This window comes from Jiella avicenniae (genome assembly GCF_021390325.1).
Classification (GTDB): domain Bacteria; phylum Pseudomonadota; class Alphaproteobacteria; order Rhizobiales; family Rhizobiaceae; genus Jiella; species Jiella avicenniae.
The window spans coordinates 164,065-181,876 of the sequence record NZ_JAJUWU010000004.1 but is presented as its reverse complement, the minus strand read 5'-3'; the positions used below and the strand labels follow the sequence as shown (position 1 = coordinate 181,876).

The following is a 17,812-nucleotide window of genomic DNA, read 5'->3' as shown; positions in this document are numbered from 1 at the left end:
GGGCACCGGGCACCGAGCACGGAAGCCGCACGAAATGACCGGCAGCATGCCGAGTCTTTGGCGGTCTCCTCAACGTCGCATCACCGCATGGGCAAGCGACCATGGGTCAGTGCCGAGCATCCGGGGGCTGGCGCTCCTGCCAAATGCTTCAAGCAGAGCGACGCCGCGGCTGGGCCACACCCGTCAGCGCGGTTCTTGTCCCGGCACGACCCCCCCAGACGGGGTCGAGGCGAGAACGGACGGCGTCGAGCCGTCGACCAGCGGCACTGCCGATGCCTTGCCATAAACGTCTCCGAGGCCGTACAACCAGGGAATGCCGCCGCCGCCGGCTCGCCGGACCACCCGACCGTCGGGCAGCCGCACGGAATAGGCGACGCGTCGCTCCCGGTTCGACAGGACGACGGCCGGCCTGTCCACGCGAGCTCCGTACTCCTGAGCCAGGACGGCATTGGTCTGCGGCAACAGCGACGCGCCCATGGCGGCCGCCAGTCCTGCAATCTTCCAGATCATGTCGTCATTCCTTCGATTTACCCTGCGTTTCGCGCCGATCGAGACGAGCGCGGCGGCAATATCGGCAAACACGCGCCTCAATCCGGCAGTTGGCCGGGTACGATGCCGCCCGACGGCGTATCGCGATCGGCCAGGGAAGCCCGGTTGCGTGTCGCCGTCCCGTCGCTGGCGACGCATCCGCCGAGGATGGAAGCGCATCCGGCCGCTACGATCACGATTTTGAGCTTCGACCACGGCTTCTGCATCACGTCCCTTTCGCATCTGGCACTCATCGCCAACGAAAGAAGCGTCCGGGAGTTGCTACAGAAAGACGTGATCGGCTGCCGGGCCGCAAGGCCGCTCCACTCTCGCGGTTCGGGCCCGCGGGCCGGACCCTGAGAATTTTCGACAGGCCGCGATTCGGCCGGCCGGCCCGACGAGGGCGTCGCGGGCGGGATCCGGGGCGGAAAGGTCGCGATGGCCATGCCGCTCGCCGGGCGAGGCGCAAGGCTCGCCAGGCAGCCAGCCGGCGATGCCTACCGGCCGTCCTCCTGGCCATCCCTGCGGCGCAGATCGGCGAGCAGCGCTTCGACCGGCGGCACGGCCGGGCGCAGCGAGGGCTCTGACGCGGGGCGAAGGCAGAAGGTGATCCGAAGACGCCCCTTGACGCTCCACATATAGGTGGTGAGATCCTGGCTCCCCCGCTTGGCCGCGAGGCGATAGTCCCGAACCACGTATTCGCCGCCCGGCAGGTCGAACGCTTCGGGCTTGGTGCGGGCCGTGAAGTTGCCGGGGCGGACCAGCGGATCGTAGGCGAGGTCCGGCCGCAGGGCCTTGGCCTTCGCGAACAGCCAGGCCTCGACGTCCGACCAGGGCATGCGTTGCTCGTCGAGCATGAAGGCGGTGTCGATCGGCCAGGAACCGGGCGGCCGCGTCGGCGCCAGCGCGTAGAGGCAGGAAAGATCCGTCGGGCAGCCGGGGCCGGTGCAGTCGAAGCGCTGGCCGATCTCCATCACCGCGTCTTCCTCCGGCCCGGCCGCCCAGCCACGCGGCGCCCCGCCCTCGGCGCCGGCGGCGGCGATGCCGGCGGCAACGGCCAGCACGGCCACCAGGACGCCCAGCACGATGCGTTTGAACGCGCCCGTCATCGATCTCCTCCCGTCTTTCGCCGCGCGGCCGGGCGTTCCAGGCGTCGGCACCTTGCTGCCGCATGTCGCCCTCGCTCGTCATGCGCAGCCCACGACGCGGCGTCGCCGGCTCGTCTCGCCCGGCCGGCGATGTGCCCGCGATGCCGCACTATGGAAACTCTCGCTTGAGAGGGGCTGACCATGCCTTCCCAGCGGGGGCAGGGCGGCGTCCCCTCTTGCTTGCCTCGAGGGCAGACGCGGCCTAACTCCCGGCCATGGAACACCGCGACGAACGACGCGCGCAGCTGATCGCCGACGAACTGGAGCGGGTGGATGGCGTTCGCCCCGGTCGGGACGAGCCCGGGCGCAAACATCGCAAGATGGCGTCGAGCCCGTTCCACTTCTATCGCGGTTCCGCCCAGATCTTCTACACAGACCTGAAGGAAGGCGTTCTGCTGCTGCCGGCCGGCATCACCGAATGGGTCAAACCGACCGCCGTCATCGGCGACTGTCACATGGCAAATTTCGGTTTCGTCACGGAAAAGGGCTCGCACGGCAATCTCGTCGTCTTCGTGCCGAACGATTTCGACGATGCCTGCATCGGCCACGCCGCCTGGGATCTGACGCGCTTTCTCGCCAGCATCTTCCTGGCCTCGGACTTCGCCCACGGCATTCTCGACGGCCGCTACGAAACCAGCGACTTCGACGACCTGTCCGGCCTGAAGGCCCCGTCAGAAAAGCAGCAGGAGAAGGCCGCCCGCGCCTTCCTGAAGGCCTATCGCAAAATGGCCGAGGCGATCGCGGCGGATCCGTCGCAGCGGCGCACCGTGAAATCCGGCTTTCCCAGGCATCACCTCCTTCACGAGGGGTTGAAGAAAGCCCGCAAGCGGTCGATCGGCGGCAAGAAATTCCACACCAAGAGCACCCTCGGCAAGGCCGTCGCGATGACGGAGGAGGGCCTGCGGTTCCGCGCTCGTCCGGGCCGCTACCGCCGCCTCGACGCATCCAGCGCCGCGAGCATCCGCTCGGAGTTCCGCCCCTATGTCGACGACGAGATTCTCGACGTCGTCGAGCGGCTCGGCGCCGGGACCGGCTCGGTCAATGTCGAGCGCTACTATCTGCTGGTCGGCCCGGCGGACGCCTCGACCCATGCGGAGCTGCCGATGTGCCACGTGGTCGAGGTCAAGCAGCAGCGTCATGCCGCACCGCTCAGACACTTCGCCGACATCGATCCGCGCAACCGCCTGTCGCCCGCCCATCTCACCGTCGACCTGCAGCGGCTGATGCAGCGCGAGCCGGACCTTTTGCTCGACGAGGTCGCCTGGAACGGCTCGCAATGGCTGGTCCGCTCGCGCCACCATGCCCGTTACAGCCTCGATCCCGAGGAAGTCTGCCTCGCCGAGGATCCGGGCAAGCCGCTCCGGCAATATGTCGAGGCCTGCGGGCAGTCCCTCGCCCTCGCCCACGGCCGCACGGATCATCGCTCCAACGCCTTCGAGACGGCGATCGCCGCGCGGATCGAAGATTCCGGGGACGTCCTGATCGAGACCGCCCGAGCCTATTCGAGGCGGGTCATCGCCGACCACGCGCTGCTGCGGGCGATGCTGGAGGCCTGATCCCGCCCGCGTGCATCGGGCGAGTGAGCGCCTCGCACGGACGCCCATGGCTCAGGCGGCGAGCGGGTCGCTCCGCCCTTGCGTCCGGCCCGCGCCGAAGGCGTGATCGAGGAAGATCTCCGCGCAGGCTTCCCAGTTGTAGGCGAAGGATCGGCGGAACGCTGTGTCCCGGTCGATCGACAGGGCCGCAAGGCAGGCCTCGCGCAGATCCTCGGAAATCACGCCGGCGCCGGAATCGGCGATCACGTCGTTCGGGCCGGGCTCGGGAAAGGCCGCGATAGGCACGCCGCAGGCGAGCGCTTCGATGATGACGTTGCCGAAGGTGTCGGTCCTGGAAGGAAAGACGAAGACGTCGGCCGAGGAATAGTAGCTCGCCAGGGCATTGCCCGTCTGCAGCCCGGCGAAGTGGGCTTTCGGGTAGCGCGCGACCAGCCCGGCCATCGACGGGCCGTGGCCGACCACGAGCTTCGATCCCGGCAGGTCGAGGTCGAGGAAGCCCTCGATGTTCTTCTCGGGCGCCAGCCGCGACACGGTCAGGAAGATCGGCCGCGGCAGGTCGAGGGGGATCGGTTCGCTCGGCCGGAAAATGTGCCGGTCGATGCCGCGGGTCCAGGTGACGAGGTTGCGGAAGCCGAGCGGCTCCAGTTGTCGGCGCATCGATTCCGTCGGCACCAGGCAATGGCTGGCGGCGTTGTGGAACCAGCGCAGCACGTTGTAGGTCCAACGCTCGGGGATCGGCGCGCGCTTGCGCAGATATTCCGGAAAGCGGGTGTGCAGGCTGGTGGTGAAGCGGATGCCGCGCTTCAGACAGACCCGTCTCGCGGCAAAGCCGAGCGGCCCCTCCGTGGCGATGTGGACCGAATCCGGCAGGAAGGCGTCCATCAGGCGCGCCATCCCGTCGGTGCCGGTCAGCGCCAGACGGATTTCCGGATAGGTCGGGCAGGGAATCGTGCGGAAGTCCCGGGGCGTGACGACCCTGACGTCGAAACCGCGGTCCGCAAGTTCGGAGACGAGGCTCGCCAGCGTCCGCACCACGCCGTTCACCTGTGGATGCCAGGCGTCGGTGACGATCAGGATTCGCTGCATTCAGGCTGCCTCCGTCGGGCGGACCACCGGGCGCTGCTCCGAGACGATGCGCGGCTGGGCCGCCTTCGCGTGGGCGCGCGCCCTGACGACTTCGCTCCAGCGGATGAGCTCGAAGGAGCCGTCGTGGCGCTCGGCGACGGCCGTGCAGCTTTCGACCCAGTCGCCCGTGTTGATATAGCCGACGTCCGCGTGGTCGGCCAGTTGCGCATGGTGGATGTGGCCGCAGATGACGCCGTCACAGCCCATCCGGCGGGCTTCCTCGGCGAGCGCCTCCTCAAAGGCACCGATGAAGTTGACGGCGTTCTTGACCTTCAGCTTGGCCCAGGACGAGAACGACCAGTAGGGGAAGCCCAGCCGCCGGCGGATCTTGTTGAAGACGAGATTGATGGCGATCGCCGCGTCATAGGCCCAGTCGCCGAGATAGGCGATGATCCGCGCATTGCGTACCACGACGTCGAACTCGTCGCCATGCATGACGAGGAACCGCCGGCCGTCGGCGGTGACGTGGACGTCGCTCAGCTTCACCTCGACGCCGCCGAAATGCCGGCCGGTGAAGTCGCGCAGGAATTCGTCGTGATTGCCGGGAATGTAGATCACCGTCGCGCCCTTGCGGGCCTTGCGCAGGAGCTTCTGGACGACGTCGTTGTGGCTCTGCGGCCAGTTCCAGGATCGCTTCAGCCGCCAGCCGTCGACGATGTCGCCGACGAGATAGATCTTCTCCGCATCGTGAAAGCGCAGGAAATCGATCAGCATTTCCGCCTGGGCCGACTTGGCGCCGAGATGAATGTCGGAAATGAACAACGTCCGGAAATGCCGCGCTGCCGCCTCGTCCGTCATGATCGCCGCCTCGCGCAACATCTGTCCGCCTCTCCGCTGGGGCAGCAATGGCCGATTCGCATTGCAGGCATATGACGAGGCGGCGCGGAAATCCCTGCGATTCGACCGGGCCCGCCGGCAATTGCGGTTTGCCGCCGGGTCGAAGGTGGGGGTAAGAGGGCGGCACGGAGAGGCGCGGGCCGATCGCGCGACAGACCATCGAGGCCGAGATGAGCACCAACCAGTCCCCGGAAGGCGGAACCAAGAAGAGCGACCTCGACGAGCAGGCGCTGTTCTTCCATCGCCATCCCAAGCCCGGCAAGCTCGCCATCCAGTCCACCAAGCCGCTCGGCAACCAGCGCGACCTCGCGCTGGCCTATTCACCCGGCGTCGCCGCCCCCTGCCTCGAGATCGCGCGGGATCCGGCGCTCGCGGCTGACTATACCAGCCGCGCCAATCTCGTCGCGGTGATCTCCAACGGCACGGCCGTCCTCGGCCTCGGCAACATCGGGCCGCTGGCCTCCAAGCCGGTGATGGAGGGCAAGGCGGTCCTGTTCAAGAAATTCGCCGACATCGACGTCTTCGACATCGAGGTCGACGCTCTCGACATCGACCACTTCTGCAAGGTGGTCGCGGCGCTGGAACCGACCTTCGGCGGCATCAACCTCGAAGACATCAAGTCGCCGGAATGCTTCGAGATCGAGGCCCGCCTGCGCAAGGAAATGGCGATCCCGGTCTTCCACGACGACCAGCACGGCACCGCGATCATCGCCGCCGCCGCGGTGCGCAACGCGCTCCGCCTCGGCAACAAGAAGCTCGAAGAGGTGAAGATCGTCGCGTCGGGCGCGGGCGCCGCGGCGCTCGCCTGCCTCAATCTCCTCGTCTCGCTCGGGGCGAAGCTCGAAAACATCCTCGTCACCGACAAGGACGGCCTGGTCTACAGGGGCCGCACCGTCGCCATGGACCGCTGGAAGGAGGTCTATGCCCGCGACACCGGGATGCGGACGCTCGAAGAGGCGCTGGACGGCGCCGACGTCTTCCTCGGCCTCTCGGCGGCCGGCGTGTTGAAGCCCGACTATCTGAAGAAGATGGCCGCCAAGCCGCTGATCCTGGCGCTCGCCAATCCCGTCCCCGAGATCATGCCGGATCTGGCGCGCGAGGTGCGGCCGGACGCGATGATCTGCACCGGCCGTTCGGATTTCCCCAATCAGGTCAACAACGTCCTGTGCTTTCCCTTCATCTTCCGCGGCGCGCTCGACTGCGGCGCCACCGGCATTACGGAAGGCATGAAGCAGGCGGCGACCGACGCCATCGCCGAGCTCGCCCGCGAGGAGGTCTCGGAAGTCGCGGCCAAGGCTTATGGGTCGGAAACGCCGGTCTTCGGGCCGGATTATCTGATCCCCTCCCCCTTCGATCCCCGGCTGATCCTGAAGATCGCCCCGGCCGTCGCGAAAGCGGCCGAGCGGGACGGCGTCGCCTCGCGGCCGATCGCCGACATGGACGCCTATGTCGAAAGGCTGAACCGCTTCGTCTTCCGCTCCGGCATGATCATGAAGCCGATCTTCCAGATCGCCCGCAAGGCCGGCAAGCGGGTGATCTTCTCCGACGGCGAGGACGAGCGGGTGCTGAGGGCCGCCCAGGTGCTGATGGAGGACGAGGTCTGCGTGCCGATCCTGATCGGCCGGCCGGCCGTCATCGAAACCCGGCTCGAACGCTACGGCCTCAAGATCCGCCCCGGCGCCGACTTCGAGGTGATCAACCCCGAGGACGATCCGCGCTATCGCGACTATGTCGACCACTATTTCCAGCGGGTCGGGCGCAAGGGCGTCAGCCCCGACACCGCCCGCACCGTGGTGCGCACCAACACGACCGTCATCGGCGCGGTCGCCGTCTCGCGGGGCGAGGCCGACAGCCTGATCTGCGGGCTGGAAGGCCGCTTCCCCCATCACGTCCGCGACATTTCGCAGGTCATCGGCATGCGCCGGGACGTCCGGAAGCTCGCGGCGATGAGCCTTCTGATCACGCAAGGGTCGACGAAGTTCTTCCTCGACACCTACGTCCAGCGGGACCCCAACGCCGAGGAACTCGCCGAAATGACCCGCCTCGCGGCTGCAGAACTCCGCCGCTTCGGCATCGACCCCAAGGCCGCCTTCGTCTCCCATTCCAATTTCGGCACCGACGACACCGAGGACACGGTCAAGCTGCGCAAGGCTCTGAAGCTGGTGAAGGCCGAAATGCCGGATCTCGAGATCGACGGCGAGATGCATGGCGACTCGGCGCTGTCCGAAACCATCCGCATGCGCAACATGCCGGATTCGACGCTTTCGGGCGAAGCCAACCTTTTGATCTTCCCGACGCTGGACGCCGCGAACATCACCCTCAACGTCGTCAAGCAGATGACCGACGCCCTCCATGTCGGCCCGATCCTCCTCGGCGCCGCCTCCCCGGCCCACGTGCTGACGCCGTCGGTCACTTCGCGCGGGGTGGTCAACATGGCGGCGATCGCGACGGCTCAGGCGATCGGGCTGGAGGGGTGAGGAGATAATCCGATCACTTTCTCCCCCTTCATCAAAAGCATGCTGCGATGGAGCATCGCCTCTTGTAGCTTTGTGCTTCTTGTCAGCCTCATCGGCTTTTCCATCAATCAGTTCTGGCCAGCCACACGCTTCTGTCTGAGCGCTGACGTTCACGTTTATGGCGACGTCGATACGATTGCGAACCAGGGTTTTGATTCATTCGCTTGTTCGTCCGTCGTCCAGTTTTTCAGGATGGCAGCCTTGTACGGATTTATTCTCGTGTCTCCGCTTCTGTTAGGGAGCTTTTCAGAGATTTTGATGGCGTTGCCGCTCTATATCCTACCGTTCGTCCTGCTGGGCTTTGTCGGAGCTTCGGTTTCGCGCTGGCTTCGAAAGCTCCGTTCAGACGGCACGCGAGATAGCGACAATTAGATCGTCGATGTGATGCTGCGTTGCGCGAAACTCGCCCTCCCGCACGTCGCGGGGTGGCGAAACACCGTCCTAGCCGTTGCCAACAGTTATTGCTTCCCGGCATAATGGATGAAGGAGAAGCGACCATGGCCAGCAGCGCAAATCTCGGACAGCATCTCGAAAACTACGTCACCGACCTCGTGAAGTCCGGGCGTTATCACTCCCGCAGCGAAGTCTTGCGGGAAGGCGTGCGCCTCGTTGAAGAGCGCGAGAAGCGTCTGGCTGCTCTGGATCTCGCACTGGCTGCGGGTCTGGCAGACGTGAATGAGGGGCGCGTCACTGCGCTCGACGAAGCCTTCGACAAGATCCGCACGGGCATCGAAGCCGATGATGGTGAAAGCTCCGCCGTGTGAAGGTCGTTCTGACTGACACGGCCATCGCCGACTTGGTGAGCATCGGCCGCTACATTCGGAGGGACAATCCGGCCCGGGCCGAAACCTTTCTCGTCGAACTGAAGGAAGCGTGCCGCCGGCTCGCGGACATGCCTTCGGCCTACGCGCTGGTCCCCGGCTACGAGGAACACTCCATCAGGCGTCGACCCTATGGCAACTACCTGATCTTCTATCGGGCTGAGGAAAAGACCGTCGTCGTGCTGCATGTCCTCAATGGCGCCCAAGACTACGAGAGCATTCTGTTCCCCAAACCGGAGTGACACAAAGGGAGAGAACGGCCAGCGTCCCGAACGCTCGTAGGCTGCTTGACGCCACTCTCCCCTCTGCTACCCTTCGAACCGTCCACGGGGAGTTCCGCCAAGGAACTGAGAGGCCGCTAGCGCGCGGCGACCCGTCGAACCTGATCCAGTTCATACTGGCGTAGGGATGGAAGAAGGCCGTGAAAGGCCGCCGACGGGTTTCGATTTCTCCAAGGCGGCGCGCATTCGAAGACGGGATGCCGGGACACCGGCAGACGTAACGGCCCCCAAGGCCGGCGTTTTCGAGGCATCCGATCAGCGGCGCCTTTTCGATCACCGATCGACCGAACTGGATCTCCAACGCTCGTCGAAGGAGTTCCACCCGTGAATGTCATTGCCAAAATCACCGCCCCGACCGTGACCACCGGCCCCCTGCCGGCATCCCGCAAGGTCTATCTGTCCGGCACGGCGCATCCCGCCATCCGCGTGCCGCTGCGCGAAATCGCGGTTCACCCGACGGCGGGCGAGCCGCCGGTGACGGTCTATGACGCCTCCGGCCCCTACACCGATCCGGACGCCACGATCGACATCGCCACGGGCCTGCCCCGACATCGCACGGACTGGGCGCTCGCGAGCGGCGACGTCGAGGACTATGAGGGCCGCCTCGTGAAGCCCGAGGACAACGGCAACCTGCCGGCCGAAAAGCTCACCCCCGCCTTTCCCGTCGCCCACCGGCCGCTCCGCGCCAAGGCGGGCAAGGCCGTGACCCAGCTCGCCTATGCGCGGGCCGGCATCGTCACGCCCGAAATGGAATATGTCGCGATCCGCGAAAACCTCGGTCGCGCAGCCGAGCAGGATCAGCGCGCAAGGGACGGCGATCCCTTCGAGGCCGAGATCCCGGATTTCATCACCGGCGAATGGGTGCGCGAGGAGATCGCGTCGGGCCGGGCGATCATCCCCGCCAACGTCAACCATCCCGAGCTCGAGCCGATGGCGATCGGCCGGAACTTCCTCACCAAGATCAACGCCAATATCGGCAACTCGGCCGTCACCTCCTCCATGGCCGAGGAGGTGGAGAAGATGGTCTGGGCGATCCGCTGGGGCGCCGACACGGTGATGGACCTGTCCACCGGCCGCAACATCCACAACATCCGTGACTGGATCATCCGCAACGCCCCTGTCCCCATCGGCACCGTGCCGATCTATCAGGCGCTGGAAAAGGTCGACGGAATCGCCGAGAATCTCACCTGGGAGGTTTATCGCGACACGCTGATCGAACAGGCCGAACAGGGCGTCGACTACTTCACCATCCATGCCGGCGTCCGGCTCCAGCACATCCCGCTCACCGTCGACCGGGTCACCGGCATCGTCTCGCGCGGCGGCTCGATCATGGCCAAGTGGTGCCTGCATCATCACCGCGAATCGTTTCTCTACGAGCATTTCGACGAGATCTGCGACATTTGCCGCGCCTATGACGTCTCCTTCTCGCTGGGCGATGGCCTGCGCCCCGGCTCGATCGCCGATGCCAACGATCGGGCGCAATTCGCCGAGCTCGAAACCCTCGGCGAACTGACGAAGATCGCCCGGGCCAAGGACTGCCAGGTGATGATCGAGGGCCCCGGCCACGTGCCGATGCACAAGATCCGCGTCAACGTCACCAAGCAGCAGCAGCTCTGCGGCGACGCGCCCTTCTATACGCTGGGCCCCCTCGTCACCGACATCGCGCCGGGCTACGACCACATCACGTCGGGCATCGGCGCGGCGATGATCGGCTGGTTCGGCACGGCGATGCTCTGCTACGTGACGCCCAAGGAGCATCTGGGGCTGCCCGACCGCGACGACGTCAAGGTCGGCGTGATCACCTACAAGATCGCCGCCCACGCCGCCGATCTCGCCAAGGGCCATCCGGCGGCGCGGGTCCGCGACGACGCGCTCTCCAGGGCCCGCTTCGAGTTCCGTTGGGAAGATCAGTTCAACCTCTCGCTCGATCCGGAAACGGCGCAGCTCTATCACGACGAGACGCTGCCGAAGGAAGCGCACAAGGTGGCGCATTTCTGCTCCATGTGCGGGCCGAAATTCTGCTCGATGAAGATCTCCCACGACATCAGAGCCGAGGCCCAGAAGGAGGGCATGGCGGCGATGGCGGAGAAATACCGCGCCGGCGGCGACCTCTACATGACGCCGGAGGAGATCGCGGCGAAGGCCGAGCCGGCGGAGTGACTGCGATGACGATCACCGTGATCGGGGCCGGCGTCGCCGGCCTCGTCGCAGCCGTGACCCTCGCCGAACGGGGCGCGGCGGTGACGCTGCACGAGCGCTCGGACCGTCTCGGCGAAAACGCCGCGTCCTGGCTCGCCGGCGGCATGCTCGCGCCTTTCTGCGAGGCCGAGAGCGCCGATCCGTCGATCGTGGCGCCGGGACGTGCCGCCATCGACTGGTGGGCGGCGCGCGTGCCGGAGGTAATGCGCCAGGGCACGCTGGTACTCGCGCCCCGCCGCGACGCCGGCGAGGTGCAGCGCTACGCCCGCAGGACCCGGGAGGGGCTTATGCTGGACGCCGAGGGAGTAGAGGCCCTGGAGCCGGATCTGGCCGGGCGCTTTTCCGGCGGCCTTCACTTTGCCACCGAAGCCCATCTCGACCCGCGGCGGGCGCTGGTCGCCCTCGCCGAGCGTCTTCGCGCCCTCGGCGGCACGATCCACTTCGGCTCCGACATCATGCCGGAGGCGGCAACGGGCGACGTCGTCCTCGACTGCCGGGGCATCGCAGCCGACGCGCCGCAGCTTCGCAGCGTCCGCGGCGAGATGATGGTCCTGAAGACCCGCGACATCCGCCTGTCGCGGCCGATCCGCCTCCTCCATCCGCGCATGCCGGTCTATGTCGTGCCCCGGGCGGAGGGGCGCTTCATGGTCGGCGCGACGATGATCGAAAGCGAGGCGTCGGGCGGCCCGACCCTTCGCTCGGCGGTCGAGTTGATGAACGCCGCCTACGCCCTCCACCCGGCTTTCGCCGAGGCGGAGGTGACCGAGATGAAGGCCGGGCGCCGGCCGGCCTTCCCCGACAATCTGCCGAGGGTGACGCGACGAGGCCGGATCGTCTCCGTCAACGGCCTCTACCGCCACGGCTTCCTGCTGTCGCCGGATTGCGCGGCGAAGGCGGCCGACCTCGCTCTCGGCAGCTCATCCCGAGAGGAGATTGCCGCATGAGGATCATCCTGAACGGCGAACCCGCCGAGGTAAGCGCCGCGACGCTCGCCGCAGCGCTCGACGAACTCGGCTATGGCGAAGGCCCCTTCGCCACCGCGCTGAACCACGACTTCGTTCCGGCCGGCGAGCGGCGCGAAAGGCAACTGGCCGAAGGCGACGCGATCGAGATCATCGCGCCGATGCAGGGAGGCTGACCCGATGCGCATCTATGACGAAACCCTGAAGAGCCGGCTGATGCTCGGCACGGCGCGCTATCCCTCGCCGCAGATCCTGAAGCAGGCGATCCTTGCCTCCGGTGCCGAGATCGTCACCGTGTCCCTGCGTCGGGAAGCGGCCGGCGAGCGGGCCGGGCAGAAATTCTGGGACCTCATCCGCGAGACCGGCGTGAAGGTCCTGCCCAACACCGCCGGCTGCCATTCCGTCCGCGAGGCGGTGACGACGGCTCAGATGGCCCGCGAGGTCTTCCGCACGAACCTCGTCAAGCTCGAGGTCATCGGCGACGCCGACACGCTGCAGCCCGATCTCTTCGGCCTCGTCGAGGCGACGCGCATCCTGACCGAGGACGGCTTCCAGGTGCTCGCCTATACGACCGAGGATCTCGTCGCCGCCGACCGGCTGGTCGAGGCCGGCTGCCGGGTTCTGATGCCCTGGGGCTCGCCGATCGGCTCGGCCCGCGGACTCAACAACGTCTATGGGCTGAGAGCCATGCGAGCCCGCTTTCCCGATCTGACCCTCCTCGTCGATGCGGGGATCGGCGTTCCCTCCCATGCCGCCCAGGCGATGGAACTCGGCTATGACGGCGTGCTGCTCTCCTCGGCCGTGGCGCTCGCCGGCAATCCGGTGACGATGGCGCGGGGCTTCCGGCTGGCGGTCGAAGCCGGGCGCCTTGCCTTCGAAGCCGATCCTCTGCAGCCGCGCGACATGGCGGAGGCCTCGACGCCGGTCCTCGGCCAAGCCCTGCTCGGCGGCGCGGTGTTCGCATGACGCCGCTCGATCCGTTCTATCTGATCGTCGACAGCGCCGACTGGATCGACCGGCTGGTGCCGCTCGGCGTGAAGCTGGTGCAGCTTCGCGTCAAGGAGACACCCGAGCCGTCGCTGCGGGCCCAAATCCGCCGCGCCCGCAACACCTGCCATCGCCATCGCTGCCGGCTGATCGTCAACGACCACTGGCGGCTGGCGATCGAGGAGGGCTGCGACTTCGTCCATCTCGGCCAGGAGGATCTCGCCGAGGCCGATGTCGGCGCGATCCGCCGCGCCGGATTGTCGCTGGGCGTCTCCACCCATGACGAGGCGGAGCTCGAAACGGCCATTGCCGCCAAGCCGGACTATGTCGCGCTCGGCCCGGTCTGGCCGACGACCCTGAAGACAATGCCTTGGGCGCCCCAGACGCCGGCCCGCCTTGCGGCGTGGAAACAGGCGATCGGCGACCTGCCGCTGGTCGCCATCGGCGGCGTGACGGTCGAGCGTCTGCCGGAGGTGTTCGCGAACGGCGCCGACGTCGCGGCCGTCGTCACCGACGTGACCCGGAACGCCGACCCGGAAGGACGGACGCGGGAGTGGATCGCGGCGACGCGGGGGTATGCCCACCGGAGGAAGAGCGAACCCGCCGTTTCCGCGGATGGCACCCGCGATACCCCCCTCTGCCTGCCGGCATCTCCCACACAAGGGGGGAGATCGGAGGAGGCGGCGACGTCGCCCTCTTCTTCGCCGTTTGTGCAGGATTGATCTGTGGAAAGCGCCCCGCAAGCGCCCGCGCGAGATCGATCTCCCCCCTTGCGGGGGAGATGCCCGGCAGGGCAGAGGGGGGTAAGCGGCGCCAGACCACGCGAGACTGTCCTGGCCCGTCACGCGAAGGCGCCCCGATGAACCGGCCCTTGCGCCCCGCCATCCTCCTCGTCGGCGGCACGGACTCCTCCGGCGGGGCCGGCCTCGCGGCCGACATCCGCGCGGCTGCGGCCCATGGCGTCGAAACCCGGCTCGCAGTGACGGCGGTCACCGCGCAGACGAACGGGAGGGTCGGCACGGTGGCACCGATGCCGCCCGCTCTCGTCGCCGAACAGATCGCCTGCGCGCTCGAGGACGGCCGGGTTTCCACCGTCAAGCTCGGCATGCTCGCCGATGCGGCGATCGTCGCCGCCGTGGCCGAGGCGCTCGCCGGCTTCGACGGGGCGGTCGTCCTCGATCCGGTGATCGCGGCGAGCTCCGGCGGGCTGCTCCTGAGCGAGGCCGGCATCGCCGAACTCGTCGGGCGGCTGCTGCCGAGGACGACGCTTCTCACTCCCAACCTCCCGGAGCTTTCGCTTCTGGCGAGCCGGATGGACGAACCCCGTCACGCCGGCGACGCCGCGACCGACGACATCGCCGCCCGCGACCTTCCGGCGGGAGCGTCGCCGAGCGCCTCGGCGGCCCGGACCCTTCTCGAAGCCGGCGCAGGCGCCGTTCTAGTCAAGGGCGGCCACGACACGGGCGGCGAAGCGACGGACGTCCTCTACCGCAAGGACGGCGCCCCTCCCCGCCGCTACGGCACGCCGCGCCTCGACGCCTCGCTGCGCGGCACCGGCTGCATGCTGGCGACGGCCATCGCCTGTCGTCTGGCAGCCGGCGACGCGCTGGAAGAGGCCTGCGGAGCGGGAAAGGATCACGTGCGCGGGCTGCTGGCGGCCGAAGACGGGTGACGCGGGAGACCGCATGGAAAACGGCGGCTGCCATCGTCCAGCCCGATCGAACGCGCCCCGCTTCGCCGACCATCGCTTGCGGTCGGCGCCGGACCGACGTTCGGCCCTACACCGCCATCGCCTGCTTGATCGCCGGATAGAGCGCCTTGTAGCGCCTGTGCGCCTCCCGGAAGACGTCGATCTCGTCGGCCACCGGCTCGAAGGTCCGGGCGACCGGCGGCTCCTTGATGATGCTCTTCGGATCGGCCCCCGTCGCCGCGGTGATGCCGAGCCGGGCGGCGCCGAAGGCCGCGCCGAAGTCGCCGGCCGCCGGCAGCGCGATCTCGGTTTCGAGCACCGTCGCCATGAGTTGCAGCCAGTAGGCCGAGCGGGACCCCGCGCCGACCGCGATCAGCCGCTGCGGCTTGGGCTTTTCGCCGGCGGCGTCGAGGCAGTCGCGCATCGAATAGGCGACGCCTTCGAGCACCGCCCGGGTCATCGCCTCGCGGCTCGTGTCGCTCTCGATCCCGGTGAGAACGCCGCGGATGTCGGCGTCGTTGTGGGGCGTGCGCTCGCCGGAGAGATAGGGCAGGAACATCGGCCGGCCGGGCGCGGCGATCGTCTCGCCGAGGGCGCCGGTGAGGGCCGCCGGCTCCTCCTTCAGGAGCTTCGACAGCCAGTCCATGCAGCCGGCGGCGGACAGGGTCACGCCCATCTGGTGCCAGAGCCCCGGGATGGCATGACAGAAGGTGTGGAGCGCCGTCTCGGGAACCGGATCGTAGCCGGCCGTCGCGGTGAACAGGACGCCCGAGGTGCCGAGCGAGAGGAAGCCCGTGCCGGGCGCCGCGACGCCGACGCCGCAGGCCGAAGCGGCATTGTCGCCCCCGCCGCCGGCGACGATCACGCCGGGCTTCAGGCCGAACTTGTCGGCCAGGATGGGGCGGACCTCGCCGGAGGCCTCGGTTCCCTCGACGAGCTTCGGCATGTGCCCGCGGGTCAGCCCGGTGCGCTCCAGCATCCGCTCCGACCAGTCGCGCTTGCCGGTGTCGAGCCAGGAGGTGCCGGCCGCATCCGACATTTCGGACACCGCCTCTCCGGTCAGCCACAGCCGCAGATAGTCCTTCGGCAACAGTACGCAGCGCGCCAGATCGAACAGCCGGGGCTCGTGCTTGCGCATCCAGGCGAGCTTCGGCGCGGTGAAGCCGGGAAACACGATGTTGCCGGTGATCGCGCGGGCCTCGGCGTCGTCGAGCGCCTTGGCCTCCTCGTGGCTGCGGGTGTCGTTCCACAGGATGCAGGGCCGCAAGGGGGTGCCGTCGGCGCCGAGCACGGTCGCGCCGTGCATGTGGCCGGACAGGCCGATCCCGGCAATTTCGGCGAAAGCCCGTCCATGCTTGGCATGCAGTTCCTGCATCGCCGCCTCGCAGGCGACGATCCAGCCCTGGGGGTTCTGCTCCGACCAGCCGAAATGCGGCCGCTCGACGGTGAGCGGCACCGAAACGGAACCGATCACCGCCTGATCCTCGTCGATCAGGAGGGCCTTGAGGGAGGAGGTGCCGAGGTCGAGGCCGAGATAGGTAGACATGTCGTGTTCGGTTCCTTTCAGAGCCGTGCATAGGCCGCAGTGCGGGCGCCGGATTGCCGAAGGCGTACCGATATACCACCAGCCGCCCCGGTCGAAGAGCCCGACGCCGCACAAAACGACGCCGTCGCCGTCGCATTCGCGCCAGCCCGATCGGGAACGGTCGGCCTGGCGACGGGCCTCGCCGGAACCCCGGCCGAAGCCATGCCGACCGGGCCGATTAGCCGCCGTCAGACGTAGCGGTTGACGATCCCTTCCAGCATTTCCTGTTTGCCCGACTTCGGCTGCGGGTTGAGGGAAAGCGCCTTCTCGGCGATCTGCTCGAAAGTCATCTTCCCCGCCAGCATCGCCTTCGCCTCGGCGCCGTCCCAGCCGGCGTAGCGCGCGGCGAGCGGCCCGGCCAGCGCCTCGTCCTTCAGCATCGCCTCGGCGGCGAGAAGGCCTCTCGCGCAGGCGTCCATCGAGGCGACATGGGCGATCAGGAGGTCGTCCGGGTCGATCGACTGGCGACGGATCTTGGCGTCGAAGTTCAGCCCGCCGGTGGTGAAGCCGCCATGCTTCAGCATCTCGTGGAAGACCAGCGCCATTTCCTTGACGTCCATCGCGAACTGGTCGGTATCCCAGCCGAGCAGGTCGTCGCCGCGATTGATGTCGAGCGAGCCGAAGATGCCGTTGGCGAAGGCGAGCTTGACCTCGTGGTCGAAGGAATGGCCGGCGAGGATCGCGTGGTTCTGCTCGATGTTGAGCTTCACGTCCTTCGTCAGGTCGTATTTCTGCAGGAAGGCGTAGACCGTCGCGACGTCGTAGTCGTACTGGTGCTTGGTCGGCTCCTTCGGCTTCGGCTCGATCAGGATCGGGCCGGCAAAGCCGATCTTGTGCTTGTAGTCGACGAGCATCGACATGAACCGGCCGAGCTGGTCGTATTCCCGCTTCATGTCGGTGTTGAGCAGGGTCTCGTAGCCCTCGCGGCCGCCCCAGCAGACGTAGTTCGCCCCACCGAGCCGATGCGTCGCGTCGATCGCCGCCTTCACCTGGCCCACCGCATAGGCGAACACGTCCGGATCCGGATTGGTCGCGGCGCCCGCCATGTAGCGGCGGTTGGAAAAGAGGTTCGCCGTGCCCCACAGGAGCCGCACCTTGGCGCTTTCCATCTTCCCGGCGAAGATGTCGGTGATGACCTTCAGATTGTCGTTCGATTCCTCGAGCGAGGCGCCTTCCGGCGCAACGTCGACGTCGTGGAAGGCAAAGAACGGCACGTCGAGGAGGCGGAACGTCTCGAAGGCGACCTCGGCCTTCTGTTTGGCGAGGTCCAGGGCCTCGCCGCCATGCATCCAAGGCCGGTTGAAGGTCTCGCCGCCGAACGGATCGCCGCCCGGCCAGGTGAAGGAATGCCAATAGGCGACGGAGAACCGCAGATGGTCCTCCATGCGCTTTCCCATCACCTTGCGGTCCTTGTCGTAGAAGCGGAAGGCCAGCGGATCGCGGCTGTCGGCTCCCGCGAATTCGACGGGTGTGGTGCGGGTGAAAAAGCTCTGCGACGTCATCGGTCGGCCTCCCGGATCGGCTGAAGCAAGGTATACGCTGTCGCGGTCTGGCCTAGGCGAGCGCTTCGTCAAAGG

16 protein-coding genes, 1 pseudogene and 1 riboswitch are annotated in these 17,812 nt (G+C 67.5%); of the genes and pseudogenes, 10 read left to right on the top strand and 7 right to left on the bottom strand.

Translation table 11 applies throughout. The annotated features are described in order from the left end of the window. Positions 1–183: 183 nt before the first annotated feature. The 3 genes from LZD57_RS05245 to LZD57_RS05235 form a co-directional block, all read right to left on the bottom strand. Entirely contained in the window at positions 184–582 is a 399-nt protein-coding gene (locus LZD57_RS05245; RefSeq protein ID WP_233718223.1) for a hypothetical protein, read from the bottom strand. A 5-nt stretch (positions 583–587) separates the two neighbouring features. Beyond that, positions 588–755, bottom strand: coding sequence for a hypothetical protein (locus LZD57_RS05240; protein ID WP_233718221.1), 168 nt, complete (start codon positions 753–755; stop codon positions 588–590). A 270-nt stretch (positions 756–1,025) separates the two neighbouring features. Then, positions 1,026–1,637 carry a hypothetical protein gene (locus tag LZD57_RS05235; RefSeq protein WP_233718219.1) on the bottom strand — a complete coding sequence of 204 codons (612 nt, stop codon included), beginning with the start codon at positions 1,635–1,637 and terminating at the stop codon, positions 1,026–1,028. Positions 1,638–1,891: 254 nt separating this feature from the next. On the opposite strand from LZD57_RS05235, the gene LZD57_RS05230 reads away from it, so the two are divergent. Beyond that, entirely contained in the window at positions 1,892–3,232 is a 1,341-nt protein-coding gene (locus LZD57_RS05230; RefSeq protein WP_233718217.1) for a DUF2252 family protein, read from the top strand. Between the two features lie 51 nt (positions 3,233–3,283). Here the strand turns inward: LZD57_RS05230 and LZD57_RS05225 are convergent, their stop codons facing one another. Together LZD57_RS05225 and LZD57_RS05220 are read right to left on the bottom strand one after the other, a co-directional pair. Continuing rightward, positions 3,284–4,318: a glycosyltransferase family 4 protein gene (locus tag LZD57_RS05225; RefSeq protein WP_233718215.1), complete on the bottom strand. Its 1,035-nt coding sequence runs from the start codon at positions 4,316–4,318 to the stop codon at positions 3,284–3,286. Further along, positions 4,319–5,176: a UDP-2,3-diacylglucosamine diphosphatase gene (locus tag LZD57_RS05220; protein WP_233718214.1), complete on the bottom strand. Its 858-nt coding sequence runs from the start codon at positions 5,174–5,176 to the stop codon at positions 4,319–4,321. It abuts the gene before it with no gap. Positions 5,177–5,364: 188 nt separating this feature from the next. Here LZD57_RS05220 and LZD57_RS05215 point away from each other — a divergent pair, with 188 nt between their 5' ends. The 9 genes and pseudogenes from LZD57_RS05215 (at position 5,365) to thiD (ending at position 14,632) form a co-directional block, all read left to right on the top strand. Continuing rightward, positions 5,365–7,671: an NADP-dependent malic enzyme gene (locus LZD57_RS05215; RefSeq protein WP_233718213.1), complete on the top strand. Its 2,307-nt coding sequence runs from the start codon at positions 5,365–5,367 to the stop codon at positions 7,669–7,671. Between the two features lie 536 nt (positions 7,672–8,207). Continuing rightward, positions 8,208–8,474: a type II toxin-antitoxin system ParD family antitoxin gene (locus LZD57_RS05210; RefSeq protein ID WP_233718212.1), complete on the top strand. Its 267-nt coding sequence runs from the start codon at positions 8,208–8,210 to the stop codon at positions 8,472–8,474. After that, the gene (locus LZD57_RS05205) at positions 8,471–8,773 is read left to right on the top strand and encodes a type II toxin-antitoxin system RelE/ParE family toxin (protein ID WP_233718210.1); all 303 of its coding nucleotides are present in this window, start codon (positions 8,471–8,473) and stop codon (positions 8,771–8,773) included. Before LZD57_RS05210 ends, LZD57_RS05205 begins: the two co-directional genes overlap by 4 nt. 75 nt (positions 8,774–8,848) lie before the next feature. Further along, positions 8,849–8,957: riboswitch (TPP riboswitch) on the top strand. 179 nt (positions 8,958–9,136) lie between these two features. Next, positions 9,137–10,972 carry a phosphomethylpyrimidine synthase ThiC gene (gene thiC / locus LZD57_RS05200; protein ID WP_233718208.1) on the top strand — a complete coding sequence of 612 codons (1,836 nt, stop codon included), beginning with the start codon at positions 9,137–9,139 and terminating at the stop codon, positions 10,970–10,972. Positions 10,973–10,977: 5 nt separating this feature from the next. After that, positions 10,978–11,955, top strand: coding sequence for an FAD-dependent oxidoreductase (locus LZD57_RS05195; protein WP_233718206.1), 978 nt, complete (start codon positions 10,978–10,980; stop codon positions 11,953–11,955). Then, entirely contained in the window at positions 11,952–12,149 is a 198-nt protein-coding gene (gene thiS / locus LZD57_RS05190; RefSeq protein ID WP_233718204.1) for a sulfur carrier protein ThiS, read from the top strand. Before LZD57_RS05195 ends, thiS begins: the two co-directional genes overlap by 4 nt. Positions 12,150–12,153: 4 nt before the next feature. After that, entirely contained in the window at positions 12,154–12,939 is a 786-nt protein-coding gene (locus LZD57_RS05185) for a thiazole synthase (protein ID WP_233718202.1), read from the top strand. Further along, a pseudogene (locus tag LZD57_RS05180) lies at positions 12,936–13,529 on the top strand (thiamine phosphate synthase); the annotation flags it as partial. The gene LZD57_RS05185 and the pseudogene LZD57_RS05180, both read left to right, overlap by 4 nt. Positions 13,530–13,819: 290 nt before the next feature. Next, positions 13,820–14,632 carry a bifunctional hydroxymethylpyrimidine kinase/phosphomethylpyrimidine kinase gene (gene thiD, locus LZD57_RS05175; protein WP_233718200.1) on the top strand — a complete coding sequence of 271 codons (813 nt, stop codon included), beginning with the start codon at positions 13,820–13,822 and terminating at the stop codon, positions 14,630–14,632. Positions 14,633–14,738: 106 nt separating this feature from the next. On the opposite strand, the gene xylB is transcribed toward thiD, so the two are convergent. Continuing rightward, positions 14,739–16,196 (bottom strand): xylulokinase, encoded by a 1,458-nt coding sequence (xylB, locus tag LZD57_RS05170; protein WP_233718199.1) that lies wholly within the window; start codon positions 16,194–16,196, stop codon positions 14,739–14,741. 227 nt (positions 16,197–16,423) lie between these two features. After that, positions 16,424–17,737 carry a xylose isomerase gene (gene xylA, locus LZD57_RS05165; protein ID WP_233718197.1) on the bottom strand — a complete coding sequence of 438 codons (1,314 nt, stop codon included), beginning with the start codon at positions 17,735–17,737 and terminating at the stop codon, positions 16,424–16,426. Positions 17,738–17,812 lie beyond the last annotated feature (75 nt).